Source organism: Bacillus cereus group sp. BceL220 (assembly GCF_051776965.1).
GTDB lineage: Bacteria > Bacillota > Bacilli > Bacillales > Bacillaceae_G > Bacillus_A > Bacillus_A cereus.
Genome location: NZ_JBPWBC010000001.1, coordinates 625,680 through 651,318, shown reverse-complemented (window position 1 = coordinate 651,318; position 25,639 = coordinate 625,680). Strand labels below are relative to the sequence as shown.

Below are 25,639 nucleotides of genomic sequence, written 5' to 3'. Positions count from 1 at the left end.
ATCTTTTTGTCGCGCTTTTTGTTTTTTGTAGAAAAATGTATGCGTTTCATGTTGACAATGATAATCCTTATCAATTAAAGTAGAATAGTAGTTAATGATTATCATTATCAATTAGAGGTGAAGGAATGAAAAAATCTATTACGCTATTTACAGCGATTTTATCTATTTTTTTCTTGTTAATAGGTTGCAGTGCCAAAGGGGACGAGAAAGCGTCTGCAACCAAAACAGAAAAAGGAAAAGAAAAAATCGAAATTACCGACCTGTCAGGGAGAAAGGTAACATTCGATAAAGTACCAGAAAGTTTTGCAACATTAAGTATGGGAGACATGGATATTATTCATGCTTTAGGTGGAAAAGTAGTAGGTCGTCCGGATACGAAATTAACTCTTCCAGAGGAGTTAAAGAAAGCAAAAGTAATCGGGAATGCACATCAACCGAACTTTGAGCAAATTGCTAGTTTAAAGCCCGATGTACTTGTTGCTAACAATGGATTCCAAAAGAATGTGCCAACGGTTGAAGGACAGGGAACGAAAGTAATCATTTCTTCTGCGAATTCTGTACAAGATATTCAAAAGAATATTGAATTATATGGAACGGTAATGAAGAAAGAAGATAAAGCAAAAGAACTTAATCAAAAAATCAATGATCAAATGAAGAAATATGAGAAAAAGAGCGATGTGAAAGCATTGCTAGTGTATGGCGCACCAGGTACTTATTTAGCGGCATTACCAACATCTTTATCAGGTGATGTTTTAGAAAAAACAGGCGGGAAAAATATTGCTTCTGATTTTCCAGAAACGAAAGAATATCCGCAATATGCACAGCTAAGTGTAGAACGTATTATTGAGGCGAATCCAGATGTCATTTATTTAATTACACACGGAGATCCAAAAAGTGTGAAAAAAGCATTCGAAGGCGAAATGATGAAAAATGAAGCGTGGAAAAATTTAGATGCAGTAAAACAAAACCGCGTAGTTATTTTGCCACCTGATTTATTTGGATCTAATCCTGGGACAAAAGTTACAGAAGCAATGGACTTTATGTATAAAAGTATACAAGATGTAAGGAAATGATACGTATGGAAAGTAGTGAAGTAGTAAGAGAAAAGGAACATCCTTTTGCGAAAAAAAGATGGATAATAGCAGTTACTTTAGTTGTATTAACAATTCTAGGCCTCTTTTACGGACTTTTCGCAGGAAGTTTATCTTTTTCTGTACGAGACATTCTAACAGGTATACAAGATGAAGGTTCGACAGTTCATCGAATTGTATGGGATCTTCGCATACCGAGAGTTCTCGTTGGGTTTATAGTAGGAACATGTTTAGCTGCATCTGGTACACTGCTGCAAGGGGTTATGAGAAACCCTCTTGCAGATCCTGGTATTATCGGGGTTTCATCTGGGGCAGGCCTTGTAGCAATTGTCATCATGATTTTATTCCCACAGCATCTAGCTTTTTTACCACTAGGGGCGTTTTTAGGAGCTTTCATAACAGCGATGGTTATTTATGCTTTATCATGGCAAAAAGGGGCACCACCTTCAAGAATCGTCTTAGTAGGAGTGTCAATCAATGCATTAATTGGTGCAGCAACGTCAGCTTTAATGTTATTACATAGTGACAAAGTACAATCCGTGTTACCGTGGCTAGCGGGCGGCATTGGTGGTGTAAGTTGGGCACATTTAAACATGATTATTTATTATGCAATATTCGCCATTATATTAGCTTTCTTTGGTATTAAGCATATTCGAGTGTTAATGCTTGGAGATGAAATGGCAAAACTATTAGGACATAATGTGGAAAAAAGTCGGTTTTATTTAATCGTAGTAAGTACATTATTAGCTGGAATTGCGGTAAGTGTGTCTGGTCTTATTGGATTTGTCGGTCTTGTCGTACCACATATGCTACGTTTATTAGTTGGAAATGATTATAGATATTTGCTACCTTTATCATGCCTTGGCGGCGGGGTATTACTTGTTTTTGCGGATGCAATAGCTCGAAGTTGGTTTGACCCAATTGAATTGCCTGTTGGTATTTTACTGTCCTTCTTAGGTGGTCCTTTCTTCTTATATTTAATTCATAGAGGAGGAAAACAACGTGATTTCCGTTAACAAAGTGTTTTATGCACACTCTGAAAGATTTCAAATGCAAAATATGAATGTACATATTAAGGCTGGAGAAATCGTTAGTTTAATTGGTCCGAATGGATCGGGAAAATCTACTTTGCTTCGTTTAATAGCAAGGCTACTGAAACAAAGCGAAGGGGACATCATTTTAGATGGGAAAAATATTCATATGATGAAGAGTGCTGATGTAGCGAAGCAATTAGCGATGTTACCACAAATGCATGATCATCAATTAGATTTGACAGTGAAAGAACTAATTGAGTTCGGAAGAGGTCCACATAAATCATGGAGTAGCCGCTTAAATAAAGAAGATGAAGAAATTGTTGATTGGGCATTGTCTGTTACAAATCTTGAAGGGTATGAATATCGTCTTTTACATTCTTTATCAGGAGGGGAACGGCAACGTGCTTGGATTGCGATGACGCTAGCGCAACGTACAAATGTCTTATTATTGGATGAACCAACAACCTTTTTAGATATCGTTCACCAGTTGGAAGTAATGGAACTTGTGAAACGATTAAATGAGGAGTTTGGAATGACAATTATAATGGTTTTACATGACATTAACCAAGCTGCTCAATATAGCGATCGTTTACTTGTATTAAAGCGAGGAAAGATTCAGTATGATGGTATACCAGAAGAAGTACTATGCCATGAAATGTTTCAACATGTATTTGGCATAGATGTAGATATTTTTCAAGGAAATGACAAACCGTTTTTTACACCGAAACGAATTTCTAGAAGGGGAGAAGAGCGATGCAAATAGAAGAGCGTATTACCACTGAATTAGTAAGAGAATTTGTTATGGCAGCTCACGGGGATTTAGAGAAAGTACAAGAGCTATTGGTTGAATCACCAAGCTTACTTCACGCCTCTTATAATTGGGGTGGATCAGATTGGGAAAGTGCGTTAGGCGCATCGGCACATGTAGGTCGTAAAGATATTGCTCTTTATTTACTAGAAAAGGGTGCTCGGATGGATATTTTTGCAGCAGCTATGCTTGGTGAATTAGAAGTTGTACAAGCTATTTTAGTAGCTCAACCAGAAGCATTGCGTGCATCTGGCCCTCATGGTATTTCTCTTCTTCAACATGCACGAATGGGTGGAGAGAAATCTAAGCGTGTATATGATTATTTAGCAATACTATCTTAATGAACGAAGGAAGTTCTTATGTGCGGTAAACTTTTCACTTGAAACAATTGGAAAGTTTACCGCCCGTTAGAACGGGATCAGTATCTAGTATATTTGAAAATCCTACACCCCCCTCAATTGTAGTTTTCTTTATGCTAGTTATGATATGGATGCAGTGGACAATATTTGTCTACTGCTTTTTTTAGTTATTAAGAATGAATATTCTGTATTTTATTGTTGGTTCATTTATCCAGCTATTTTCCAGGCAGTAAGACTCCCGCCTAAAAATTCGGCTAAAGCAAAGAAGTTAGACGGGAGATACACTGCCCGTAAACGCCTAGTTGGTGAAGGCTAATAATCAGTGGGGATGAACAAAATTTCCCACTGATTAAAGTTTCACTTTATAATAAATAGTAACATTTCGTATACACACAAAACGTGATCGTGAAATGAAGAAAAAATTAGTGGAAAGGAGTGCCAGCATGTTTCATACAGAACGTTTACAAATTCGCAAATATACAATGGATGATTTACAGTTCTACGCTTCACTATGGGGGAACGAGAAGGTAATGCGTTATATTGGAAATGGGACGTTAAAAACATATATGCAGTGTAAAAAAAGTCTGGAGGAATGGGTGATTCCTAGCTATAAAAACGGTCTCGGTTTATTTGTATTGATTGAAAAGGAAATGGGAACAAGAATTGGTCATGCAGGGCTGGTAAAGCAGAAGATAGATGGAAAAGAGGAAATTGAAATTGGTTATTGGTTACTTCCTCAGTATTGGGGAAAAGGGTATGCAAAAGAAGCAGCGGCAGCATTTCGTGACTACGGTTTCCAAGCATTACGAATGAATAAATTAATTTCTCTTATTAATCCGAATCATCCCGCCTCAATATTTGTTGCTAGAAAAACCGGGCTCAGCTATGAGAAAACAACGTCATTTCATGGAATCGATGTTCTAGTTTATTCTATTAAGCGTGTTGGATGAAAAAATTACTTTTTTAAAGGTAAATTGCATTTTTTGAAGAATGGTATATGAAAATAAAGGGAGGGATTACATGTACATTTATCATAATGGACTTATTATTCGTGAGGGAACGAGTAGCGTACCAGCATATGCAATTAAAGCTTTGTTTGAAGATGCCGGTTGGAGTAATGATAATATCCCTTCTTGGCAAATTGAAAAATTTACGATAGCATTCGAAAATTCAACATGGGCTTTCACAATTTGGGATGAGGAAGAGATGGTTGCGATGGTTAGAGTCATTTCTGATGGAATTATGATTGCGAACATAGTAAATTTAGTTGTGAAGTGTGAATATAGAGGGAAGGGATTAGGTAAGAAGCTTGTAGCTCTTTGCCTGCAAAAACTTCCCCACGGTGATTGGTTTGCGCATACATCAGCGAACAATTTTGATTTTTATAGAAGTTGTGGATTTGAAGTTAGAGAGCTATCAAGAAATGGAACATGTGCGTATTATGGATACCAAGTCGCGAAAAGAGATGGTCACCGATAAATGAATGGAAAGTAAAAAAGTATAGCGAGGTAATTTTGAGACTTTTGATAATAGAGAATGGATTGAGGCTCGTTTTATGCTAAAATAAAAGAAAATTCTGTTTATTATTAGGGGGATAAAAATGAGTGTAAAAGCTGGGGATGTATTTAAATATGAAAGAAGATTTACTGAGGAAGAAGTTTTTGAATTTGCAAATATTACCGGTGATAAAGGTAGACACCATGTGGAATACGATGAAAATGGAAGATTAATGGTTCATGGTTTATTGACTGCTAGCATTGGAACGAAAGTGGGAGAAGAGTTACATTACATAGCAAGAGAATTAGTAAGTGAGTTTATTAGACCAGTTTTCACAGGAGATACGATCACTTGTGAACTAACTTTAACAAATGTTGAGCAAATGGAAGGCTATAAAAAAGTTTCAATCGAGTCAGTTTATCGCAATCAGCATGAAAAGACTGTACTAGTTGGGACAAGTTATGGAATTATAAGGGGATAAAAAAGAAGCCTGTTTAACAGGCTTCTTTTTTTTTGTTATTTAATAAACACGTTTTCGATTTTCCGCATAACTAGAGATGAGTAATAATGCAGTTTCTTCTCCTATATTACGAACAATATGAGGAACGCATGCATTCCATGAGAAAGAATCACCTTCTTCTACAATTGCAATATCTTCACCGTGCTGAACTTCTAGTTTTCCGCGTAATACAAGGTGACATTCTTCCCCTTCATGGGCATTTGGTGAGTTTTCTTTCGGGAATCCAGTAGGGATTTCTACTAAAGATAGGCGAAGGCCCCCTTGCTCCGCAACATGTTCAATTCTTTGCTCATCTTTGCCGTATACACTGTATTTCCGTTCTTCTTTTTTGACAATTTTTAATCGATCTTTTTGCTCTAACAATAAATAGGGAAGGGGAACGTTTAAAAAATTGGAGATCGTTTCTAAAGTTGAGATAGATGGTGATGTTTTATTATTTTCAACCTGACTCATAAATCCTTTAGAAAGACCTGTTCCCTCGCAAATTTGTGCAATTGTTATGCCTCTACGTTGACGAATTTCACGTATTGCAGAACCAATATTCATAAAATCAAGCTCCTTTTTGTAAACAACTATTTGTATCATAGCAAAAAAAATATATTTTTTCCCAGTGAAAATGAATTGACGAATAAAAAAAATTAGTGTATGTTTTGTAATGTAAATAAAAGTTTTGTATAAGAAAACTATAAAGGAGAGAATGAAATGAATCAACATATTGGTAACTTAATTATTCGTATCGTGTTAGGGGTAACATTCTTCATGCACGGTTTAACAAAATTCCAATCAGGAATTGACAATATTGCAGGATGGTTTACAAGTATTGGTTTACCAGGAGGACTTGCATACGGTGTAGCAACGTTTGAATTAGTTGGAGGTCTATTATTAATTCTAGGTTTAGGTGTAAGATATATTGGATTATTATTTGCACTTGTTATGGTTGGAGCAATCGTAAAAGTGAAATGGTCAGCTGGTTTATTGGGAGATGGAAAAAATCCTGGTTTCGAATTAGAACTTGCATTATTAGCAATGGGTGCATACTTATTTGTTGCAAAAGCTGATGGCTTTGTAGATAATTTCTTAAAAGAAAAAATGTCAAAGAAGAACTAATTTAAATGGGGGGGCTAACAAGATGAGTTTTCAACTTCATCCCGATACAACACTTGATGTTGTTCATTTATACGTATCTAATGTAAAGAAATCACTAGAGTTTTATACGGAAGTACTAAGTATGAAGGTGCTAAGAGAAGAAGAAGCAGTCGTTACATTTGGGAATGAAAATGATGAACCACTTCTTATCATTGAAGAAAAGAAAGAAGCTTTTCCGAAGCAAAGAGGAAGAACAGGGTTATATCATTACGCAATTTTATTACCAAGTAGACAGGATTTAGCGAATGTTCTTCGTCATCTTGTAGAGATGGTATATCCACTACATGGCGGAGCCGATCATTACTTTAGTGAAGCTCTTTATTTAGCTGATCCAGATGGAAACGGGATTGAAATTTATCATGATCGACAAAAAGAAGTTTGGCGTGATGAGAATGGAGAACTCCCATTTGTTAGTAACCCGTTAGCTGGTGAAGAATTATTACAGCAAGGAAGTACATGGAATGGCTTTCCAGCTGGTACTGTGATGGGGCATATTCATTTTCATGTAGCTGATTTAGAGGAAGCGAAACGTTTCTATGTTGATGGTCTTGGTTTTGAAGTAACGATTCCATCTCGTAATGGAGCATTGTTCGTATCTGCAGGTGGTTATCATCACCATATCGGTTTAAATACATGGCAAGGTGAAGGGGTACCACCGCAAATGCCAGGTTCTGTTGGTTTGAAATATTTCACAGTTGTACTAGCGAATGAAAAACAAAAAGAGCAAGTATGTGAAAGCTTAAAAAATATTGGCAAGATTGCTACGTACAAAGATGGAATATTACAAGTCGAGGATCCATTTGGACATTGTATCCATTTCAAAATAAAAGGAGAAGCCTAAAAAGGCTTCTCCTTTTATTTTCTTATAATTGCTTTTTCGTTTTGTAAAAATAGTTCATCAAATTGTTTTGCAAGCTCAAAATCTAGTTTCGTTAAACCTTTTGCATTCCAAGATGACAAAGTAATAATAACTGCTTTATACTGGATAAGGATAAATGGATGGTGATTATGTTCTTCTGATAGTTTGGCGGCTTCAGAGACAAATTCGACTCCTTTTAAGTAGTCGGAAAACATATATTTTCGTTCAATCCATTTCTCATCTTTTACCATCCATTTATCTACCTTCAATAATTCTTCGTGAACTTCTTCTTCAGTTAATCTTAGCATCATTTTTCACATCCTTTACTGGAAGTAACGCAAGACCATTGTTAATAAGGCGTGTTACAGCTTCGTCAGTTGTGAAAGTAGAAAGTTGATGTAGTAATGCTGCCGATGTTTCATGCCCTTTGTTATGCTCTAAAAGTAACTCTAATACTTCAAGGCGCAGCAACCATTCTTTCGCATAAAATTTATTTAATACTTCTTGAATTGCTACTAATTGATCGATATGCGCGTCGTGTAAAATCCCCTCACTTCGAATATCTCGAACTGTTTGATACATACGTTCAAGTTCATTCAGTACAAGTGGAGCAGGAATTTCGTGAACTTCTTCATCCATTGGGAAAAATGCTGCGGCATCTGCGGCACCTGGGAATACTGAAGTGATTTGTGAGCCAACAGCCATATCAAATGCGCCCCATGAAGCATCAAATAAAACGCGGGCGTTATAAGTAACTGTGCAATCGATAAAGGAAATAAGAGCAATTTTCTTATCGTTTTTTACAATATCTGTTACTGTTCCTTTTACATGAATACCACTTGCAAAAGTAAACTCAGCGATAGTTCCAATTGTAATTCCTAATGATTGTAGTTGTTCGTCTGTACAATTTTCTAATGCAATATTTTCAGTGAGTAATCCAATCGGTGTTCCAAATCCGTCACTGTGTACAGAATTAGAATGATTTGCTAACTGTTTATTATGAAGCGCTAATGCCGTTGGCGAATTTGTTCGCATGTAAATTAATTCACCTGCATCGTTTTCAATTGTCTCGCTAAATGTACCTGTAATTTGTAATCCACTATTTAGCTCAGCTGTTGCATAGTTCTCAGAGCGAATTGCTTTTTCTAAACCTTCTTTTCCACCTGTTTTAAAGGCCATTGTTTTAGAAAATGTTTCAAGCGCATCTGTTAATTCTTCAAAGGATTCACAAACAAATAGTTGTGGTTGCATTTTTGTTACGTCATAAGTTGTCCCTATACATGCTTCGATAGAAAATGGAACCTTTTCTACAGCGTCTGTTAAGCAATGTTTGCTTTCGCCAACAGAAGAAAGGAGACCAGCACCATATATCTTTGGATCATCTATATTTCCGATCAATCCATATTCTACTGTCCACCAGAAAAGACGTGAAATTTGTTCAGCTTCTGATAAACCAGAAACTAAGTTTTGTTTTTCAATTACAGCATTTTCAGCAGCCTTAACTTCATCAGGAGTAGAAGTAGGGCTTTCTTTCACTATCGTTAATGTACGAACAGCTTCAAATGCATCATGTTCTTCTTTTGTAGAGAAAGCTTTTGCACCAATTTGCCCAAAACGTTTCACATATTTTGCATATGTAGGATCAAGTAAAATCGGTGCGTGTCCTGCGGCTTCGTGTACGATATCTGGAGCTGGTGTGTACTCGATATTTTCTACTTTCCGAATATCTGTTGCGATCGGTAGTAATCCGTGTCCTTGAAAATCGAAGAATGCTACGCCGGGAATAAGTCCGTCAATCGTTACAGCGCCCCAGCCACTTGGTGCCAAACACTCATTCATTTCTTCTACCTTTGGAATTGCATCTATATTAATACCAGATGATTGTAGTCCGTTCACATAGGCTGGATGAGCAACGTCTTTTAAGAAGCTATGATTCTGTCTCATAATGTAACGCCACACAGCGTGATTCACCGGTGTGTATTGATCATAATGTTGTGTGGATACGAATGGTTTTAAATGCGATGGAATTTCTGTTTTCTTTGTCATTTAGACATCCTCCTTTTTTTCTATAAAATTGAATATCGATTTCGTATAGCTTGTATCACCTCCCTTCATTATTTGTAAGCGCTTATAAAATTTTATCATAAGATTCGGAATTATTTAACATCTGTTTCTGTGAGAAATAGAAAAAGCCCCTATCGGAAAATCCGATAGGGGCGAAAGAATCGCGGTACCACCCTATTTGTAAGTGAAAATATACTTACATCTCAATTAATGATAACGGAAAAATTCCGTCTTTTCCTTCATGCATAAAAGCACTACGAAAAAGAAGCTCCAGAATTGTAATTCATACTTATATATGTGCTAATTTCCACCGACCATTAGCTCTCTGTAACAGGGATATAAGATACTACTGCGATTCTTTCAACGCGTATATATGAAATTGTGTAAGAGGATGGACGCAAAAAAGTCCCTATCGGAAAATCCGATAGGGACGATAAAAATCGCGGTACCACCCTATTTGTAAACAACTAATTGTTTACCACTCACTTTACGATAACGGAAAGATCCGTCTTTCTCTTCATGCATAAAAAGCATTACGGGAAAGAAGCTCCAGAATTGTAATTCACGCTTGTATATGTACTGATTCGCACCAACCATCAGTTCTCTGAGACAGTGATATAAGTCGCTACTAGTATTCCTTCAAAGCCGATATATAATTCGTTCAACTAAACTATGTTTTGTATTATAAAACTATATTAAAAAAATTGTCAACAAAAATTTTTTATCCCGTGTTAATGAGCAGTAAAATTCCTACCTCAAAATTCGGTTGGAGCAAAGAAGTGAGATGGGAGATTAACTGCCCGTAACTCCCGATTGGTGAAGGGTAATAATCAGTGGGGATGAACGAAATCTCTACTGATTAAAGTTTCACTTTATTTCACTTCTAAATTAACAGTTAAATTAGAGGTATTGCCAGCTGCATCAGTTGCTACAATGTGAATAGTATTTTTTCCTTCTTGTAATTGAGTACGATCGAAATAAATGTCATAGCTTTTATCCCAAGGGTTCAGGAATGCCTGGTCCCATACACCATTTCCGTTAATTTCATATTACATTCTCACTGGAATACCAGGTGCTATCCAACCAGATTCTGACATCCAATCTAGTAGAATATCATCAACTTTTCCTCTAATTACGAGATTTTCTTGGTCAACTTCGTATGTTAACTTAGGTGCAGTTCGATCAAGAAATACAGCAGCTGTTTGTTTTGTTTCTCCGCCAGAATTAGAAGCAACTGCTTCGATTTGATATAGCCCGTCAGCTAAAGGAGTTCCATCGGTTTTTGTACCATTCCATTTGAAAGGTTTGTATCCAGGAGTTGCATTTTTAGCTTGATGGATAATCCCTTGATACGTTACACGTTCTTTCGTAACTAAATTTGCATGCAATGTTACATCATCCACAGGCGCAACTAAATAGTAGTTGATGAGATTATCATCTAGTACGTGGTCGCCATTTGGGCTAAAAGTAGAATTAATAATTTCAAGTCCATCGATACGTTTATAATCTTTAGGATCGATACTAAATGTGAATGGAATTCGAATTTCTTCTTTTGCCCCTTGTTCTTTTACATATACATTTCCAGTATACACACCTTGTGGTAGTGAGCTATCTACAGTGATAGTAAATGGTTTTTCGGTACTACTATTCGGTTGAATGCTAATCGATGAAGGGACAGAAGCTTTTACTTTTGTGTTTGTGTTTGCATCTAGTAACTCCACACGAGTTGAAAAACTTTTCTTTTTACTAGAAAGGTTTTGTAATGTAACATTTTGCGTCAGTTTTACTTTTCCGCTATTTGGCTTAATAAGACCAAAGCTGACATTGTTAGGTTTTACTAATACATTTGTTTGAGCTGCTTTCGGAATGTTAATTAAACCTGATCCTTGTGCCATAACAGGGTATGTATTTTCATTGACATCATGTAATGTTTTTGCATTGTTAGCAAGAGCCGCTTTCAATTGTTCTGTCGTCCAATCAGGATGCATTTGACGCAAGAGGGCAACCGCTCCAGCTACTTGCGGAGCAGCCATACTTGTTCCGTTATGCGATTCATAGCCGCCTCGCGGTACTGTACTAGTAATTTGTACTCCAGGTGCAACAACATCAGGCTTTATTAGCCAACTTCCTTGTGATGGTCCTCTTGAACTAAAGTTACCGATAAGTTCTGTTTGCTTTGGTTGTCCAATTTTTATATTTTTCTTTCGTTTTGTAATTAAAGTTTTTAATTCTTCCCCATTTGTATTTGATAATTGCATTACTGGGACAGCTAGATGTTCACGTGAAAAATATTCCGGCATCATATTCATTTCTTTTTCGCTAGAGATTAATAACACACCAAGCGCCCCAGCTTGCTTCGCTTGTTCTGCTTTTACTAATGTACTAGAAGTACCTTGTAAAATAAGTGCGAATTTCCCTTTCACATCTTGTTTTGCATAATCACTTGGATTGCCATAACCAACGTATACAAGAGGGGAATCATTTCCTATTGGAAAATCGGATTTTGATAACGGTAACCCTTGATATGTTTTGCTGGAACCAGCTACTTGGAATGTTGGAAACGGGATAGAAACCGTAGATGCTCCAACAGAAATGACACTACTTGCGTTACCGGGAGCATCAACAGACCAAGGTTTTGGTCCGTCATTTCCATTTGAAACGACAGTAGTAACACCAAGTTTCGCTGCTCGTTCTAACGTTAATGTTACAGGCTGATCAGGTACATTTAAATCCTGCCCAAGGGAGAGGTTTAACACATCTGCACCATCTTGAATCGCTCGCTCAATCCCTTGGATAATATCATCTGTTGTACCAGTTCCACCGTCATTCATTACACGATAGGCTAGAATAGAAGCGTTTGGAGCAACGCCTTTAATTTGTCCATTACCCGCAATAATTCCAGCTACATGAGTACCATGTACGTTACCATCCATTGGATCGCTATCTTCATCAACCGTGTCATATCCACCGATATAATTTGCCTTTAAGTCAGGGTGTGTATAGTCTACGCCAGAGTCGATAATGGCTACTTTCATGCCTTTTCCATCAAGCGGTTTGCCAGATGGATCTTTTAAATTCCACGCTTCAGGTGCACCAATTGTCGGTCCACCGATATTTGGTGCTTCTTCGTTAGTAGTACTTTTTGATGTTTCATGCAATTTATATGTTAAGTTCGGATAGACTGCTTTTACTTCAGGTAAAGAGGCAAGAGAGGTAATTTGATCTCCAGGAACTGAAATAGAGAATCCGGAAAATAACGTATTATACACTTCTTTAATTTTTGCACCAGGTGCTTTTTCTTTTATTTTCTTAGTCGTATCTTCTTGTGCTTTTTTTAGCTCAGCATGATAAGACTGCGCATTACTATTTTGTAAATCTGGAGCATGCTGAATATTACTTTGAGCAGCGAGAGGTGCATGTTGCAATTCTACAATTACTGATATTTCTTTTGTTGTTTTCGTTTCAACATTTTGAGCAATTTTATGTTCTCCCCACTGTTCAATCGTTGTTTTTAATTGTGGACTAAATTGCTTCTCCTTTTGTAGTGATTCAGCATGAGTGCTTAAAGCTCCAAAACTAGAAAAGACAAGCGCCATGCTTAATAGTGTAGATGTAGTTTTTTTCATTGATACTCCCCCTAATAAAAAGTGCCAATATTCAGAAATGGAATCTTACATTTTAGTTAGAACTTATAAATATAAATGTTGGCTAAACTATACTTTCGACATAATTCATACCAATCCTCTATGAATTGAAAATTTCTTGGGGAATTTTTTCTGATTATGTCGAATCGATATTTTTCACATATTGTAGGAAGAAAGTGAGGAATGCTATGAGGGAAATGGAGTGATGGTATGAAAAGGCTAATAGTAAGTGGTAGTGTAGTGTTGTTTATGTTTTTATGTTCTATCGCTATTACTAGCGCAGAAAATAATAGTGTGAAAGTTGCTTTTATTCGTCATCATAACCTTTGGATTAAAGTTGATGGGAAAGAAAAACAACTTACAAAAGGAGAGAACATAACAGGGCCAAAGTGGTCACATGATGGAGAATGGCTGGCATATGTAAAAGGGGAGAAACAAAATATTCTTGAGTTATATCGGCTGAAAGATGGAAAGAAAGTTACGCCGTTTCACTCAGAAGCATCGAATTATCAATGGTCACCAACAGAAAATATAATTGCATTTATATTTACAGGTACATTGAATACATTTGATGTAGAAAAAAAGAATGCAGATTTTGAAAATGTATCGGCTGGTGTGGGTGATTATGCATGGTATCCTGATGGAAAGAACTTTCTTGTATCCTCTGAAGCGCACTTACTTCCAACAGGATGGACAGGGGCTCAGCTATATGAAGTACAAAAAGATGCACATATGAATCCTCACAAAATGAAGCATTTGTATGCATTGCCAAATGAACATGATGATTTTCTAGCGCTAGTAGCAAGTGGCTTTAAGTGGTCACCAGATCAAAAGTGGATTTCATTTTTAGCGATACCGACAGCTTCATGGTCAGCTGATAGTAATACGCTTTGCTTAGTTCGAGCAGATGGTAGTCGGTTTGAAATAGTAGATCAAATGCTATTAAATACAGAATGGTTCAAATGGGCGCCATCAAAAAACATATTGGCTTATATTGAGGGAAGCGGGAGAGTTGCATTAGAGAATAAACATTTAAAAATAAAAGAACTGCCAGCACTCCAGCAGCAAACATTTACGCCGAAAGGATATGTGGATTGGGATTTTACATGGAAGAACGATAATGTAATTATCGTTTCACGAGCAAAAGAGGGAGGGTTTGAAACTCTGCCAGAAAAAAGGCCATTCCCATCTTTATATGAGATAAATAGCACAAGCGATAAACAATATCAAATTACAAAGTCATCTAATAAGCAAGGCGATTATCATCCAATTTTCATGAAGAAGAGCAATCAATTAATATGGATACGTTCAGATCGTAAGAAAGCTAATATATGGATAGCTCATAGTGATGGAAAACATGAAAAAAAGTGGATTGAAAATGTAGATATACCAGAGTGGTATTATGAGAAATGGAATTGGGAAAATGTTATCTCGGTGAAAGAAGAATAAAAAACTGCCTAAAAGATCGTTTTAGGCAGTTTTTTACTGTTATTTATGTGTTTTATTTGGCTTTTTTTTCGCTGGGTTTCCGTTCCCTTGGCGCTTTCTATTTTGTTCATCTTTTGCTTGTTTTTCATGTAGTGTATCTAAAAATTCATTCGAGTTACTCATGTTTATATCTCTCCTTTCATTTTGTCATGATTACTATAACCATTTAGGAGGATAATCATGAGTTAGAAGTTAGGCACTTAATTTTCTTCGATAATGTAAGTAAAATATTCCATACATAACAAATAGCATGAGTAAAACTTGTAACTCTACATTTGCCTTTAAAATAGCTGCGATAGGGTCTGGTAAGTACGGTGAGTTATCATTTGTGCTTAAACCTAACCATTTATTTAAGAGGCTAATGGTACAAAACATAAAAACACCGGACCAGCTTGCCGTAATTGCTTTTTGTTTAATTTTTGTTTCACGTTCATCATCTGTAATCCAAGGATTAGCAGTTTTATCACTACTAAAGAAGCCGTTTATATATCCCCATACAATCATTCCAATAAAGACAATTATCCATTTCATATATGTAATTCTCCTTCCGGTGTAAAAAGTATTTTACATGTAATATTGTAATATTTTACAAACCTTCGTGTCAAACCTTTTTTACATATCGGTTTTTATACAGCAGGAATAAAGAATGCAATAGGGAAGAAATATGTGTGAGGATTTTATAGTAAGAGGAGACTGAATATGAAAATCGTTTTTGTTCGGCATGGTGAAGGTAAACATACAACGGATTTACCAGAAAGTTTACAAGTGTTTGACCCACCATTGACGAGAGTAGGAAAGGCTCAAGCTAAATTACTTCAACGTGATGTATCATTACAAGAAGCGGATATATTAATTGTTAGTCCTACACTTAGAACTTTACAAACGGCGACAATATGGAGTGCGAAAGTAGCTTGTCAAAAAATAGTCCATCCATATGTATCTCCACGTATTTTTCCTTATCGAGAAGGAGCGAAAACATTACCGTGCGATTATATAGTAGATCAGGGAATGATAACAAAGTTATTTCCGCATTTTTCGATAGAGAAAAGCTCAAATAATCAGTTATGGAAGGAAGGTATAAACACTATTTCAGAGAATAGTTTTCAGCAAATAGTAGATGAATTTCTTCTTTGGTGTTATGAACTGAGTGTTGAAAGAATTTGCATTGTATCTCACGATGGAACAATTACAGCATATAGGCAATATTTACAGAAAGTCGTTTTAAATAGATCAGACTTTTTGAAAGAAACGGGCATATATGAAATGGATATATCCCATAAAAGTCTGATTAATAAGGGCTGATTATAGGATGGGGTTGTATGTTGAATATTGCATTAGTAGTTGGTTTTAATTCGGATTTAGAGGCGCAATCAATCCGAGCATCTCTTGAGTATTTTGGTGCAAGAGTTGTGATATATTGGATTGGTAGACCGAAAGATTTTGTGGAAGTTCTTTCTGGAAAGAACTTATTTAACGATATTAATTATATTATTTTTTGCTTTCATGGTGAAGAAGGAAAGTTTGTCATGGAAGAATTAGACGAAGAAGTATATGAACAAGATGAACCGAGAGGATATTTTGGTACAGCAGAAATTTATAAATATGCAAAATTGCATAATACACATATTGTAAATAGCGGGTGCACGTTAGGGGAGAAAAATATTGCAAAATCTTTTTACATAGTGGTGCAAAATCATATATTGGATCGATTGATTATGTAGATGGAAATGCAGCACTTATGTTTACTATACGCTTATTTTATGGGGTTATTAACCATGGGAAAACGTTAGAAGAAGCGTTTCAAGAAGCGAGTTTAATTGATGAGGAGACACATACATTTCGATTCTATAATTAGTGTGAAACACGTTTATTCTATATTCGAATAAACGTGTTTCACATTTAACTCACAATTATTTTACATTTTTTTCAATGAAAATGATTATCACCTGTGGTATGATATGTTCAAGTTTTTACAGGTAATAAAAGTTACTATATAAACGTTAGTTTTTAATGTTTCATACACATTTCATGAATTATTCATAATTAACATTTGAAAAATAAGTAACTAATGTTATTATATTAACTGTAACTAACTTAATTACAACTTTAGGAGGAAGATATGGTTATTCAATTTTTAAGAGAAAACAAAGCAGTTTCTTTTGTATTAGCAGTAATTCGAGTATATCTTGGTTACACATGGTTAATGGCTGGAATCGGTAAACTACAAGGAAAAGGATTCGATGCAACAGGTTATTTGCAAGGCGCAATTGAAAAATCTAAAGGTGCACAACCGGCTGTTCAATCTTGGTGGGCATCATTCTTACAAGAATTTGCAATTCCAAATGTAGATTTGTTTAATACGCTTGTAACATGGGGAGAAATTTTAGTCGGAATTGGTTTAATTGTAGGCTGTTTAACAAAAACAGCAGTCTTTTTTGGTCTTGTAATGAACTTTTCCTATATGTTTAGTGGGTCAATTGGTGTGAACCCTGGGATGGTTATCTTATCTATGTTTGTTCTTGTTGCCGGTATGAACGCTGGGAAATTTGGAATGGATGGCTTTGTTATCCCGAAAGTATTAGGATCAAAAACTCAAAAACGCCAAAAGCAAGCTGCTTAATATATGAAAACGGGTATCTCAAAATGAGATACCCGTTTATGTTATTTTTCAACTTTGATCGGATTGTTCTTAAAGAAGTCTTGTACATACCCGACAAATTCTTGTGGTTCTTGGCGAAATGGTGCATGATAACCTTTTTCAATAATATGTAAAGTGCTATTTTTTAAGAATTGATGATACGTTTCTCCTTCTTTCCAAGAAACGCTACTATCATTTCTGCCCCATATAATTAAAGTAGGCTGTTTCATTTCATTCGCATTAATTTTAAGACGTCTAGGCCATAGTTTCATTTTGTTATAATGCTCTTCATCGTTACGTTTGAATTTCACTTTGCTCTCATCATAATCAGTAATAGAAGAAACGGCATTTAAATCAGTCGACAATTGTGGTTTTGGTGAGCCTTGTTTAGTAACGAATGTATGAGGACCACCTGTAGCATCAGTTAAAATAAGGTGAGTAACTGCTTCAGGATATAAATATGTTAAATTTAGAGAAATTTCTCCCCCCATGGAATGCCCCAGTATTGCGAATGAATCATACCCTAGTTTTTTCATTAATTTATAATACAAATTTGCATGAGTTGGAAAAGAATAATAAAAATCCATTGGCTTAGATGAGCGCCCGAATCCTAAAGCATCTACAGAAATAATTGTATGATCTTTTGCTAAATCGGAGTAAATCTTTTGAAAACCATCTGATGACCCTCCAAAGCCATGAATCATAAGTAAAGGTTGTTTTTCATTACCAATCTTTTTAAAGTAAATGGTTTGACCATCTATTTCTACCATTTTTTCCTCGGTAGCTAGTTTAGCTGTAATTGTATTTTTCACTTGCTTTACTTGTTCTACTGGCTTTTCTGCTGCACTACATCCTACTAATAGTGTAAGAGTAAGACAACCTACCATAAAATAGCTAAATCGCTTCAATTAGGTGTCTCCTTTCTAACATAACGCTGTATCTATCATAGCAAATAGCATATTACGATTTCCAGGAAGTTGGCTACCATTTTTTATCATAAGAGGTGAAAGGAGCGTTTCTTGGAAATTTTCTGTTTGAAGAAATTTACGAAATGTAAATTGTGAGTGTGGGACATCAATTCGTACTATACCATTCCAACATTCACATATCTTTTTTAATATTTGAATAGCATCTTCTTCTTGCTTGGCGATAAGTGGATTGATACATAATATATTGCCCTTTCGTATGCATAATGAAAAAGCTTCTATACGGTTATTTCTTTCAATTTTAAAAGCGTGTATGGCCCTTGGTAATAGCAAAGAGTAAAGTAGAGAACGATTCACACCAGTTGCAATTTGATCAAGAGAAGTAAGAGATATAAGGTCTTCTTCTCGTACTTGTTGTAAGTGAGAAGGATACGTCTTAGTAGTTTGCTTTTCAAAACGATGAATTGTTGTTGCTGTTTGAAATCCACATGATGTGTATAGAGGTTCGCCAGCTTTTGTCGCAATAAGTGCAATTGGTTGTTTTGGATGAATTTGTTCCAAGCAATGATTTAGCAACATGCGCCCTATTCCTCGTCCTTGAAAATTAGGGTGAACGATTAACATACCAATGGAAGTGAAGTTACTTGTAAAGGGAAATACTCCTCCAGTCGCAATGAGTTTGTTTTCATGAATATAACCTACAAGTGTGCCGATAGAAAGATACATTTCGAATTGCTTTTTCATAAAAATTTCATCGTGTAACCATCCAACAGATTTGCAAAGATTAAGTAATTCAAAAATAAAAGACTCATTTAGCTTTACTATTTTCATAAAGGCTCACCGCATTTCTATTTAATTTCATAAAAATAGAGTCAAAATGTAAAAAAAAGAGATTTACGTTAAATGAAATCCAACCTGTTTATATTTAAATTGTAAAGGGCAGGATGGCTGATACGAAGAGACAAAGTTATACAAATTATAACTGATATTTACATAAGTTAACAAAAAATTTACATACAGCTAATTTTCTCTTAATAGTCTTCCATTAAATTTGATAGTGGGAAATGAATAACCTAATTAGGGGGACAAGACAGTGAAAAAGTTTGTGAAAAAAGCATGGCCATTTGCAGTTGTGGCATCATTAGCAGTTACTTCGGTAGCAACATGGAATTTTACTCGTTCTAGTGAGGTTAATGCAGATGAGAACGGAAGCAATGCAAAGATTAAAAATGTTATCGTATTAATTGGGGATGGTATGGGCCCTTCATATATGACGGCTCACCGTTATATGAAAGATAATCCAAAAACCTTTGAAATGGAATCTACAGAATTTGATAAGCATCTTGTAGGAACACAAAAAACATACCCAGAAGATGAGCATGAAAATATTACAGACTCTGCATCAGCAGCAACAGCTATGTCAGCAGGGATTAAAACATATAATGCTGCAATTGCAGTTGATAATGATAAAGCGGAAGTGAAAACGGTTCTTGAGCAAGCGAAAGAAAAAGGGAAATCAACGGGACTTGTTGCAACTTCTGAAATTACACATGCAACACCAGCTGCTTTCGGTGCGCATGACATTAGCCGTAAAAATATGGACGCAATTGCAAATGATTATTTTGATGAGAAAATTAAAGGGAAGCATAAAGTAGATGTTATGCTTGGCGGCGGTGTAAAGAACTTTGTTAGAAAAGATCGTAATCTTACAGAAGAGTTTAAGAAATCTGGTTATAGCTATGTAACGGATCGAGATCAATTGTTAAATGATAAAAATGATCAAATTCTTGGTTTATTTGCACCAGGTGGATTAGATAAAATGATTGATCGTAATGATAAAACACCTTCATTAGAAGAAATGACTAATGCAGCAATTGAGCGTTTGAACAAAAATAAAAATGGTTTCTTCTTAATGGTGGAAGGAAGTCAAATCGACTGGGCTGGACATGATAATGATATCGTTGGTGCAATGAGTGAAATGGAAGACTTCGAAAAAGCTTTCAAAGCAGCGATTGAGTTTGCGAAAAAAGATAAAAATACGTTAGTTGTTGCAACGGCAGACCACGCTACAGGTGGATTATCTTTAGGTGCCAATGGCGAGTATAACTTTAAAGTAGATCCAATTAAAGCTGCAAAACGCACACCAGACTTTATGGCAAATGAGATTGCAAAAGGTGCAAATGTAGAAGAAACATTGAAAAAGTATATTGATTTACAATTAACTCCAGAAGAAATTCAAGCTGTAAATGATATAGCTCCGTCAAAAGATGTAACAAAGATTGATAATGCAATTGAAGATATTTTCAATAAGCGCTCGGTTACAGGCTGGACAACTGGTGGGCATACAGGGGAAGATGTGAACGTGTATGCATTTGGTCCAGGTAAATACTTATTCTCAGGCGTTCAAGAGAATACAAATATAGCGAAACGTGTCTTTGATATCGTTGGCGGTGGCGATCCGAATAAAGGAAGACGTTAATTAAGAGCGAAAGTGAGGCGAAATGCCTCACTTTTCTTTTTAGGAGTTGGGAATATGGAAAAAATATTTAGGAAATTAAGATTCCTTCTAGTATTTGTAGTATTACTAGTTGGATGTCAACAAGAAGAGAATAACGTAGAACAAAAATCTACTACTAAAAAAACTGAGGAAAAGGTACAAATAACAAAAGAAGAAGAGAAATCTATTCAAGATGTTATTACTACATTTGTGCGAACGACGAATGAAAAAAATTTTGCAGAACATATGGAGTTATTTTCAAAGAAGATGCCTAGTGCTGAAGACTTAAAAACACAAAAAGAAGCCGCATTTCAAAAGGGAAATAAGAAGATTGAATTGGAACATATAGATATGAAAGCTAGTAAAGTAGGGTATGTTATTGTTGAAACGAAAGAAAAGGAAGTAGACGATAGTGTCACTCTTCAAAAGAAAGTACAGTACGCTCTTGGAAAAGAAGATGAGAAATGGAAGATTGAAGAGGTTCGCACGATAGAGAAAAAATAACGTGAAACTTTAATAAGTGTGGGAGTCGCACTTCTAAAAAATGGTACAAAAAAGGTTCTCATTGGCGAGAACCTTTTTTTATAGTGGTAGCATAATTTGATTTGAGCATGCCTCAATATCATCAATATCTTGACGAATTGTGGCCATTTTATTATCAAGATCTTCAGCTTTCATTGCTGCATCATGTAGTTCATCTTTTAAATACTCCGGTATTTTCCCTTCATATTTATAATAAAGTTTGTGTTCTAAACTTGCCCAAAAGTCCATTGCCAGTGTACGTAACTGAATTTCTGCAAATACATCTTTTGTACCAGAATTCAGTGATAAAGGATATTTAATAATCATGTGTAAACTTTTATAACCGTTTCCCTTTGGATTAGCGATATAATCTTTTACCTCTATGATTTCCATATCTTCACGCTTTTGAATGACTTCTTTTAAATGATAAATATCTTCTACGAAGCAACATGTAATACGAATACCAATAATATCTTGTAAATGCCTTTGGGCATTTTCAACTGTCGGTAATAAATTTTTACGTTCAAGCTTTTTAATAATACTTTCAGGTTGTTTTAGTCTTGTTTTTATATGTTCAAACGGGTTGTAATCCTCTAAAAATTGAGCTTCCCGGTTCATAATTTCAAATTTAGTTTTTAACTCTTCTAAAGCAAATGTATATGGTAATACAAAAGCTTTCCAGTAGTTAACTGTTGATTGATTATATTCCATTTTATATACACACCTTTTCCTATTTACAAGTGAGGTTGTTATTATACTAAATACCAAATCATATAAGCACAAGCGGCAAATGATGAGATCATAAAGCGATATTTAGTTTTCATACTTTCAACTCCTTTCGAGTAAGATTCTATATAAATAAACGTGATTGTTAATAAGTTCACTATGTACAATTTCTATAGTAATAGATTCGTGTGAATTTCGTATGAACTAATTGTTTCAGCTTTTTGTCTTTTTTGCTGTTAATCATAATTATTATTCGGATTTAAAGTGTTTTTATTTGATTTATCCATTTGTATAAATTAATGTATATTTAAATTTATAGTTATTAAGGAGGATATACGGTGAACTTTGAAGAATTAGCAATTGCTAGACGTTCTGCAATGAAATTTATACAAGGTATAGAAATCCCTGATGAGGATTTTAAAAAAATATTTGAGTTAACTAAGCTTTCTCCATCTTGCTATAATTTGCAGCACACACATTATGTTGTAATTCGTGATCAAGAGCGAAAAGAAAGATTAAAAGAATTAGCGTTCGGTCAATATAAAGTATCGAGTGCATCAGCGGTAGTGCTCGTTTGTGGTGATAAAAGAGCATACCAAAATGTTGAAAATATTTACTTCGGTATGAAAGTTTTAAAAATGATTGATGAATGCGAATATGAAGATACCATTAGGCAAACGAAAGGTTTATATGAAGGAAAAGGAGAGCGTTTCATGGAGGATGAAGCGATTAGAAATGCTTCGTTAAGTGCGATGACTTTTATGTACGCAGCTAAATATTATGGCTATGATACATGTCCAATGATTGGTTTCGATGAAAAAGCAGTACAAAGTGAATTAAATATGCCAGAGCATGTAATACCTGTTTTAATGATTACGATAGGGAAAAGTGATACGACTAAAGTTCGTCCAAGAGGATATCGAAAGCCAATTAGTGAGTTTGTTACATACGAATCGTTTTAATAAAATTTATTTAACTATAAAAACAAGGGGATTCTAAATAGAATCTTCTTGTTTTTGCAATTGACAAATAGAATGAAGTTTTATAATATATAAATCGTAATCATTACGTTTTAGTTTGCGATCTTTGAAAGAAAGGAGAATTACCTATGCGTGTAAATATTACATTAGCTTGTACGGAGTGCGGTGATCGTAATTATATTTCTAAAAAAAATAAACGAAACAATCCAGAACGCATCGAACTAAAAAAATATTGTCCACGATTAAAGCGAGTAACGTTACATCGTGAGACGAAGTAGAAGACTAGAGATATCTCTAGTCTTTTTTTGTTAATAAGTTTTGGTTTTCTTTGTTATAATTACCTTAAATTGTAACGAAGGAGAGGGTATGGTGAATCAAAAAGATAAAGAAAGAAAAGAGCACGTAGCTCATATTATTGAAATTCCAGATGAATATAGGCTTGTTGTAGATGATCAAGAAGGGGTTGATGACCCGTATCATCTATTATGGTGGGGACATAAAGATGATGAGGAGAAACAGATACAAATTACATTAAATAGACATACTGGTAATTTAATTGAATTTAGGATAGATGATGGAAATTCTTTTTCGAGTGATAAGGGAGCGATAGAGGAGAATAAAGCAAGAGAGGTTGCAAATACATTCTTAAAAAAATATACAAAAGAAGGATATGAATTCTATACATATGTAACGGTTAAGGACGACAGGCGCGGTTGGAAAGAAGTAAATTATATGCAAGAAGTGAATAGCTATCCATTGCCGAATACTGGGTGTGTTGTGCAAGTGCACCCTTCAGGTAATGTTGTGCATTTTCATTACAATGGACAAAAAGCCATAGAGAAAAAACCGTTATGGCCAAGTGAAATTGTTGGGGAGAATATCGTTTTAGAAAATTTGAAAGCTAGACAAGATATGAGACTTGTATTTGTAGATTTAACATACTCTTCATGTGAGTATGAAAACGGGGAAGAAGTAAAAGGGTACCATCTTGTATATGAACCAGAGCCTAGTCATGCGTTTATTGATGCAAGTACAGGTAAAGATTTATATGGGCCAGAACACTATAAATTACCTTCTACAGTACTTGTTGATAAACCGCTAAAGAGTAGTCAAAAAAAAGATGTGTTTGATTTATTTGATTGGGACAAGGGGAAGTTTGTCAAAATAGATGAAAAAGTAGATGAGGATGAAGTCCGGATAAAATTTGTATTAAAAGAAGAATTACAAAAAGAAATAGAAGAGAAGGATTCATATTCAATGGATGAGTTTTATAAAAAACATTTTCCAATGTTGAAACATGATGAATTCGTTGTAATTACTCTAGATAAAGAAACAAATCAATTGCTTTCTTTTTTTATGTGGAAGGATGAGAAAAAAAGGAAAACAATCTTATCAAGAGAGCAATGTTTAAGCAAGGCACTTCAATTTTTAGAGCATATTATCCCAGATGCGACAAAGTATGTTCAACTTTGGGATAATTATGAGGAGGAAGAGGGGATAGAGAGGTTTTCCTTTTCAATCTATGTAAATGACATTCATGTAGAGCGGAAATATATTATGATCAACATCAATGCAGAAAATGGTGCTGTGATGCACTACTCTGGAGAGTCTGGCAACTTTATAAAAGAATTACTTACATATGAAACAACACCAAAAGTAACAAAAGAAAAAGCGTTAGAAATATACAGAGAGGCTATCCGAGTTAAATTAGAATGGTTTGTAGATCATGATGCAGAGGAAACGAAATACAAACTACTGTACAAACAAACGACAGATGAAAAACATAAAGAACCTTTTGATTGTAGTCGGGAAATTCGTTATATTGATGCCCAAACTGGGAGAAAGATTTGGAGTAAGTAAAGTAAAAAGAGTTATTTTTCAAAGAAAATAACTCTTTTTATTTTTATAATTTGTCTGTTCGTTTTTCAAAATTAAATGTGATAGGAAGATTGGAAGAAGAATTATCACTTTTAAATGTTACTTTCCATTCTTTAGTATGGGCTTTAATTTCAAAATTAAGAAGATTCATCGCTCTACGTTTATCTATTTCTAAAAACATATTATGAATTTCTGGTTCTTGCTGTAAATTAAGAGCCTTTAGTGTGACTGTTAATGTGAAAAAATTTTGCCCTTCATATACTATTTTTGATATTTTTGTTTTTTGTGTATTTAACAGTATATAAAAACGGTCTGATGGAGTTAATTGTACAGAGTCATCAGTAATTTCATTCTCGCTATTATAAAGTTCAACTAAGAAAGATGTACTATGGGAAGAATGTTTTTTGCTTGTAATCTGTAATTCAGTAGGAATCATCGGTATTTCATAAAAATCATTCCTTATTATGTTATTGTAATCCTCTGAAAATTTACGGACTTCTTTTGGAAAAGAGTCTTCTTGTGTACTTAAAAAAGTTTTATGTTGCTTTGGAGTTTTTTTACTAAAATTTAATGTTTCTTTAAAGTAATAATTGGATCCAGTTAAAAATAAAAAACTACAAATTAATAAAAAAATTCGATACGGATTTTGAAAGTTAAAGAACAGTAGTATACATGTAATAAATCCAATTACATAGAAAATAAAGATAAGTAGTTCTAGTTTTGAGTGAAAGGAGAAACCATAATTATGAAAAAATTTCATTCCAATTATAATTTGAGCTCCAAAAAACAAAGAAATTCCAAATTGAAAAAATAATAAATCAGGCCCTCTCTTAATAACAAAAGTAATGAACGAAATGAAAAGTAAAAATACCCCTAAATAAATTGTTACATTTAATAATCGATCTAATGTAAGCATGAATAGTTTCCCCTTTAATAGCATATTCATATATAAATAACAATTT

The 25,639-nt window shown here is 34.8% G+C and carries 26 protein-coding genes, 2 pseudogenes and 2 other annotated features; of the genes and pseudogenes, 18 read left to right on the top strand and 10 right to left on the bottom strand.

The features are described from left to right. Positions 1 to 125 precede the first annotated feature (125 nt). From ACS2FK_RS03500 to ACS2FK_RS03470, 7 genes are all read left to right on the top strand, one after another. Entirely contained in the window at positions 126 to 1,073 is a 948-nt protein-coding gene (locus ACS2FK_RS03500) for an ABC transporter substrate-binding protein (RefSeq protein ID WP_016080223.1), read from the top strand. Positions 1,074 to 1,078: 5 nt separating this feature from the next. Further along, positions 1,079 to 2,107: a FecCD family ABC transporter permease gene (locus ACS2FK_RS03495; RefSeq protein ID WP_002082127.1), complete on the top strand. Its 1,029-nt coding sequence runs from the start codon at positions 1,079 to 1,081 to the stop codon at positions 2,105 to 2,107. Further along, positions 2,094 to 2,888 (top strand): ABC transporter ATP-binding protein, encoded by a 795-nt coding sequence (locus ACS2FK_RS03490; protein WP_063548666.1) that lies wholly within the window; start codon positions 2,094 to 2,096, stop codon positions 2,886 to 2,888. The genes ACS2FK_RS03495 and ACS2FK_RS03490 overlap by 14 nt, the downstream gene beginning before the upstream one ends. Next, positions 2,879 to 3,274 carry an ankyrin repeat domain-containing protein gene (locus ACS2FK_RS03485; protein WP_063548664.1) on the top strand — a complete coding sequence of 132 codons (396 nt, stop codon included), beginning with the start codon at positions 2,879 to 2,881 and terminating at the stop codon, positions 3,272 to 3,274. Before ACS2FK_RS03490 ends, ACS2FK_RS03485 begins: the two co-directional genes overlap by 10 nt. A 428-nt stretch (positions 3,275 to 3,702) precedes the next feature. Beyond that, positions 3,703 to 4,242, top strand: a complete 540-nt coding sequence (locus ACS2FK_RS03480; RefSeq protein WP_003271719.1) for a GNAT family N-acetyltransferase — start codon at positions 3,703 to 3,705, stop codon at positions 4,240 to 4,242. Positions 4,243 to 4,312: 70 nt separating this feature from the next. Next, complete coding sequence (locus ACS2FK_RS03475; RefSeq protein ID WP_000276127.1) at positions 4,313 to 4,771, top strand: GNAT family N-acetyltransferase; 459 nt, start codon at positions 4,313 to 4,315, stop codon at positions 4,769 to 4,771. Between the two features lie 121 nt (positions 4,772 to 4,892). Next, positions 4,893 to 5,270 (top strand): MaoC/PaaZ C-terminal domain-containing protein, encoded by a 378-nt coding sequence (locus tag ACS2FK_RS03470; RefSeq protein ID WP_000111564.1) that lies wholly within the window; start codon positions 4,893 to 4,895, stop codon positions 5,268 to 5,270. Between the two features lie 39 nt (positions 5,271 to 5,309). On the opposite strand, the gene ACS2FK_RS03465 is transcribed toward ACS2FK_RS03470, so the two are convergent. Further along, on the bottom strand, positions 5,310 to 5,855 hold the full coding sequence (locus tag ACS2FK_RS03465) for a helix-turn-helix domain-containing protein (protein ID WP_001020693.1): 546 nt from the start codon (positions 5,853 to 5,855) through the stop codon (positions 5,310 to 5,312). A gap of 156 nt (positions 5,856 to 6,011) precedes the next feature. On the opposite strand from ACS2FK_RS03465, the gene ACS2FK_RS03460 reads away from it, so the two are divergent. After that, the gene (locus ACS2FK_RS03460) at positions 6,012 to 6,416 is read left to right on the top strand and encodes a DoxX family protein (protein WP_001071553.1); all 405 of its coding nucleotides are present in this window, start codon (positions 6,012 to 6,014) and stop codon (positions 6,414 to 6,416) included. A gap of 22 nt (positions 6,417 to 6,438) precedes the next feature. Then, positions 6,439 to 7,296 (top strand): VOC family protein, encoded by an 858-nt coding sequence (locus ACS2FK_RS03455; RefSeq protein ID WP_000009849.1) that lies wholly within the window; start codon positions 6,439 to 6,441, stop codon positions 7,294 to 7,296. A 14-nt stretch (positions 7,297 to 7,310) separates the two neighbouring features. Here ACS2FK_RS03455 and ACS2FK_RS03450 read toward each other — a convergent pair whose 3' ends face one another. From ACS2FK_RS03450 to ACS2FK_RS03440, 3 genes and pseudogenes are all read right to left on the bottom strand, one after another. Next, a complete protein-coding gene (locus ACS2FK_RS03450; RefSeq protein WP_000979537.1) occupies positions 7,311 to 7,625 on the bottom strand; it encodes a 4a-hydroxytetrahydrobiopterin dehydratase in 315 nt (104 codons plus the stop codon). After that, a complete protein-coding gene (locus ACS2FK_RS03445; protein ID WP_000163185.1) occupies positions 7,606 to 9,360 on the bottom strand; it encodes an aromatic amino acid hydroxylase in 1,755 nt (584 codons plus the stop codon). The genes ACS2FK_RS03450 and ACS2FK_RS03445 overlap by 20 nt, the downstream gene beginning before the upstream one ends. Positions 9,361 to 9,523: 163 nt before the next feature. Beyond that, positions 9,524 to 9,751, bottom strand: a binding site (T-box leader). Between the two features lie 50 nt (positions 9,752 to 9,801). Continuing rightward, positions 9,802 to 10,030, bottom strand: a binding site (T-box leader). A 220-nt stretch (positions 10,031 to 10,250) separates the two neighbouring features. Further along, a pseudogene (locus tag ACS2FK_RS03440) lies at positions 10,251 to 13,004 on the bottom strand (S8 family peptidase). Between the two features lie 228 nt (positions 13,005 to 13,232). On the opposite strand from ACS2FK_RS03440, the gene ACS2FK_RS03435 reads away from it, so the two are divergent. Further along, the gene (locus ACS2FK_RS03435; protein ID WP_000825717.1) at positions 13,233 to 14,471 is read left to right on the top strand and encodes a TolB family protein; all 1,239 of its coding nucleotides are present in this window, start codon (positions 13,233 to 13,235) and stop codon (positions 14,469 to 14,471) included. A gap of 39 nt (positions 14,472 to 14,510) precedes the next feature. On the opposite strand, the gene ACS2FK_RS03430 is transcribed toward ACS2FK_RS03435, so the two are convergent. Together ACS2FK_RS03430 and ACS2FK_RS03425 are read right to left on the bottom strand one after the other, a co-directional pair. Beyond that, positions 14,511 to 14,633, bottom strand: a complete 123-nt coding sequence (locus tag ACS2FK_RS03430; protein WP_000071866.1) for a DUF4023 domain-containing protein — start codon at positions 14,631 to 14,633, stop codon at positions 14,511 to 14,513. 69 nt (positions 14,634 to 14,702) lie between these two features. Then, entirely contained in the window at positions 14,703 to 15,041 is a 339-nt protein-coding gene (locus ACS2FK_RS03425) for a hypothetical protein (protein ID WP_000871151.1), read from the bottom strand. Positions 15,042 to 15,209: 168 nt separating this feature from the next. On the opposite strand from ACS2FK_RS03425, the gene ACS2FK_RS03420 reads away from it, so the two are divergent. From ACS2FK_RS03420 to ACS2FK_RS03410, 3 genes and pseudogenes are all read left to right on the top strand, one after another. Continuing rightward, on the top strand, positions 15,210 to 15,812 hold the full coding sequence (locus ACS2FK_RS03420; RefSeq protein WP_023523078.1) for a histidine phosphatase family protein: 603 nt from the start codon (positions 15,210 to 15,212) through the stop codon (positions 15,810 to 15,812). 17 nt (positions 15,813 to 15,829) lie between these two features. Continuing rightward, positions 15,830 to 16,365, top strand: a pseudogene (locus ACS2FK_RS03415) (delta-aminolevulinic acid dehydratase). A 264-nt stretch (positions 16,366 to 16,629) separates the two neighbouring features. Further along, positions 16,630 to 17,130: a DoxX family protein gene (locus ACS2FK_RS03410; protein WP_063548662.1), complete on the top strand. Its 501-nt coding sequence runs from the start codon at positions 16,630 to 16,632 to the stop codon at positions 17,128 to 17,130. Positions 17,131 to 17,171: 41 nt separating this feature from the next. On the opposite strand, the gene ACS2FK_RS03405 is transcribed toward ACS2FK_RS03410, so the two are convergent. Both ACS2FK_RS03405 and ACS2FK_RS03400 read right to left on the bottom strand, forming a co-directional pair. Continuing rightward, positions 17,172 to 18,056 carry an alpha/beta fold hydrolase gene (locus ACS2FK_RS03405; protein WP_063548660.1) on the bottom strand — a complete coding sequence of 295 codons (885 nt, stop codon included), beginning with the start codon at positions 18,054 to 18,056 and terminating at the stop codon, positions 17,172 to 17,174. Positions 18,057 to 18,071: 15 nt separating this feature from the next. Then, positions 18,072 to 18,905: a GNAT family N-acetyltransferase gene (locus ACS2FK_RS03400; RefSeq protein ID WP_000706703.1), complete on the bottom strand. Its 834-nt coding sequence runs from the start codon at positions 18,903 to 18,905 to the stop codon at positions 18,072 to 18,074. Positions 18,906 to 19,167: 262 nt separating this feature from the next. Between ACS2FK_RS03400 and ACS2FK_RS03395 the strand changes: the two genes are divergently transcribed. Together ACS2FK_RS03395 and ACS2FK_RS03390 are read left to right on the top strand one after the other, a co-directional pair. After that, entirely contained in the window at positions 19,168 to 20,553 is a 1,386-nt protein-coding gene (locus ACS2FK_RS03395; RefSeq protein WP_000714908.1) for an alkaline phosphatase, read from the top strand. Positions 20,554 to 20,607: 54 nt separating this feature from the next. Beyond that, positions 20,608 to 21,075 carry a hypothetical protein gene (locus tag ACS2FK_RS03390; RefSeq protein ID WP_000411095.1) on the top strand — a complete coding sequence of 156 codons (468 nt, stop codon included), beginning with the start codon at positions 20,608 to 20,610 and terminating at the stop codon, positions 21,073 to 21,075. Positions 21,076 to 21,153: 78 nt separating this feature from the next. On the opposite strand, the gene ACS2FK_RS03385 is transcribed toward ACS2FK_RS03390, so the two are convergent. After that, positions 21,154 to 21,804 (bottom strand): GTP pyrophosphokinase, encoded by a 651-nt coding sequence (locus ACS2FK_RS03385; protein ID WP_000456210.1) that lies wholly within the window; start codon positions 21,802 to 21,804, stop codon positions 21,154 to 21,156. Between the two features lie 353 nt (positions 21,805 to 22,157). Between ACS2FK_RS03385 and ACS2FK_RS03380 the strand changes: the two genes are divergently transcribed. From ACS2FK_RS03380 to ACS2FK_RS03370, 3 genes are all read left to right on the top strand, one after another. Continuing rightward, entirely contained in the window at positions 22,158 to 22,781 is a 624-nt protein-coding gene (locus tag ACS2FK_RS03380; RefSeq protein ID WP_001008498.1) for a nitroreductase family protein, read from the top strand. Between the two features lie 146 nt (positions 22,782 to 22,927). Continuing rightward, complete coding sequence (gene rpmG, locus ACS2FK_RS03375) at positions 22,928 to 23,077, top strand: 50S ribosomal protein L33 (protein ID WP_001265617.1); 150 nt, start codon at positions 22,928 to 22,930, stop codon at positions 23,075 to 23,077. 88 nt (positions 23,078 to 23,165) lie between these two features. Continuing rightward, positions 23,166 to 24,659, top strand: coding sequence for a YcdB/YcdC domain-containing protein (locus ACS2FK_RS03370; RefSeq protein ID WP_000248008.1), 1,494 nt, complete (start codon positions 23,166 to 23,168; stop codon positions 24,657 to 24,659). Between the two features lie 43 nt (positions 24,660 to 24,702). On the opposite strand, the gene ACS2FK_RS03365 is transcribed toward ACS2FK_RS03370, so the two are convergent. Next, positions 24,703 to 25,623, bottom strand: coding sequence for a hypothetical protein (locus tag ACS2FK_RS03365; RefSeq protein ID WP_003271732.1), 921 nt, complete (start codon positions 25,621 to 25,623; stop codon positions 24,703 to 24,705). Positions 25,624 to 25,639 lie beyond the last annotated feature (16 nt).

Bases quoted from the DNA above. Each gene is read 5' to 3' on its own strand.
- ACS2FK_RS03390 (WP_000411095.1), top strand. From the start codon at position 20,608: ATGGAAAAAATATTTAGGAAATTAAGATTCCTTCTAGTATTTGTAGTA.
- ACS2FK_RS03485 (WP_063548664.1), top strand. From the start codon at position 2,879: ATGCAAATAGAAGAGCGTATTACCACTGAATTAGTAAGAGAATTTGTT.
- ACS2FK_RS03385 (WP_000456210.1), bottom strand. From the start codon at position 21,804: ATGGAATATAATCAATCAACAGTTAACTACTGGAAAGCTTTTGTATTA.
- ACS2FK_RS03450 (WP_000979537.1), bottom strand. From the start codon at position 7,625: ATGATGCTAAGATTAACTGAAGAAGAAGTTCACGAAGAATTATTGAAG.
- ACS2FK_RS03475 (WP_000276127.1), top strand. From the start codon at position 4,313: ATGTACATTTATCATAATGGACTTATTATTCGTGAGGGAACGAGTAGC.
- ACS2FK_RS03410 (WP_063548662.1), top strand. From the start codon at position 16,630: ATGGTTATTCAATTTTTAAGAGAAAACAAAGCAGTTTCTTTTGTATTA.
- ACS2FK_RS03470 (WP_000111564.1), top strand. From the start codon at position 4,893: ATGAGTGTAAAAGCTGGGGATGTATTTAAATATGAAAGAAGATTTACT.
- ACS2FK_RS03465 (WP_001020693.1), bottom strand. From the start codon at position 5,855: ATGAATATTGGTTCTGCAATACGTGAAATTCGTCAACGTAGAGGCATA.
- ACS2FK_RS03400 (WP_000706703.1), bottom strand. From the start codon at position 18,905: ATGAAAATAGTAAAGCTAAATGAGTCTTTTATTTTTGAATTACTTAAT.
- ACS2FK_RS03445 (WP_000163185.1), bottom strand. From the start codon at position 9,360: ATGACAAAGAAAACAGAAATTCCATCGCATTTAAAACCATTCGTATCC.
- ACS2FK_RS03435 (WP_000825717.1), top strand. From the start codon at position 13,233: ATGAAAAGGCTAATAGTAAGTGGTAGTGTAGTGTTGTTTATGTTTTTA.
- ACS2FK_RS03480 (WP_003271719.1), top strand. From the start codon at position 3,703: ATGAAGAAAAAATTAGTGGAAAGGAGTGCCAGCATGTTTCATACAGAA.
- ACS2FK_RS03460 (WP_001071553.1), top strand. From the start codon at position 6,012: ATGAATCAACATATTGGTAACTTAATTATTCGTATCGTGTTAGGGGTA.
- rpmG (WP_001265617.1), top strand. From the start codon at position 22,928: ATGCGTGTAAATATTACATTAGCTTGTACGGAGTGCGGTGATCGTAAT.
- ACS2FK_RS03455 (WP_000009849.1), top strand. From the start codon at position 6,439: ATGAGTTTTCAACTTCATCCCGATACAACACTTGATGTTGTTCATTTA.
- ACS2FK_RS03495 (WP_002082127.1), top strand. From the start codon at position 1,079: ATGGAAAGTAGTGAAGTAGTAAGAGAAAAGGAACATCCTTTTGCGAAA.
- ACS2FK_RS03430 (WP_000071866.1), bottom strand. From the start codon at position 14,633: ATGAGTAACTCGAATGAATTTTTAGATACACTACATGAAAAACAAGCA.
- ACS2FK_RS03420 (WP_023523078.1), top strand. From the start codon at position 15,210: ATGAAAATCGTTTTTGTTCGGCATGGTGAAGGTAAACATACAACGGAT.
- ACS2FK_RS03500 (WP_016080223.1), top strand. From the start codon at position 126: ATGAAAAAATCTATTACGCTATTTACAGCGATTTTATCTATTTTTTTC.
- ACS2FK_RS03370 (WP_000248008.1), top strand. From the start codon at position 23,166: ATGGTGAATCAAAAAGATAAAGAAAGAAAAGAGCACGTAGCTCATATT.
- ACS2FK_RS03425 (WP_000871151.1), bottom strand. From the start codon at position 15,041: ATGAAATGGATAATTGTCTTTATTGGAATGATTGTATGGGGATATATA.
- ACS2FK_RS03365 (WP_003271732.1), bottom strand. From the start codon at position 25,623: ATGAATATGCTATTAAAGGGGAAACTATTCATGCTTACATTAGATCGA.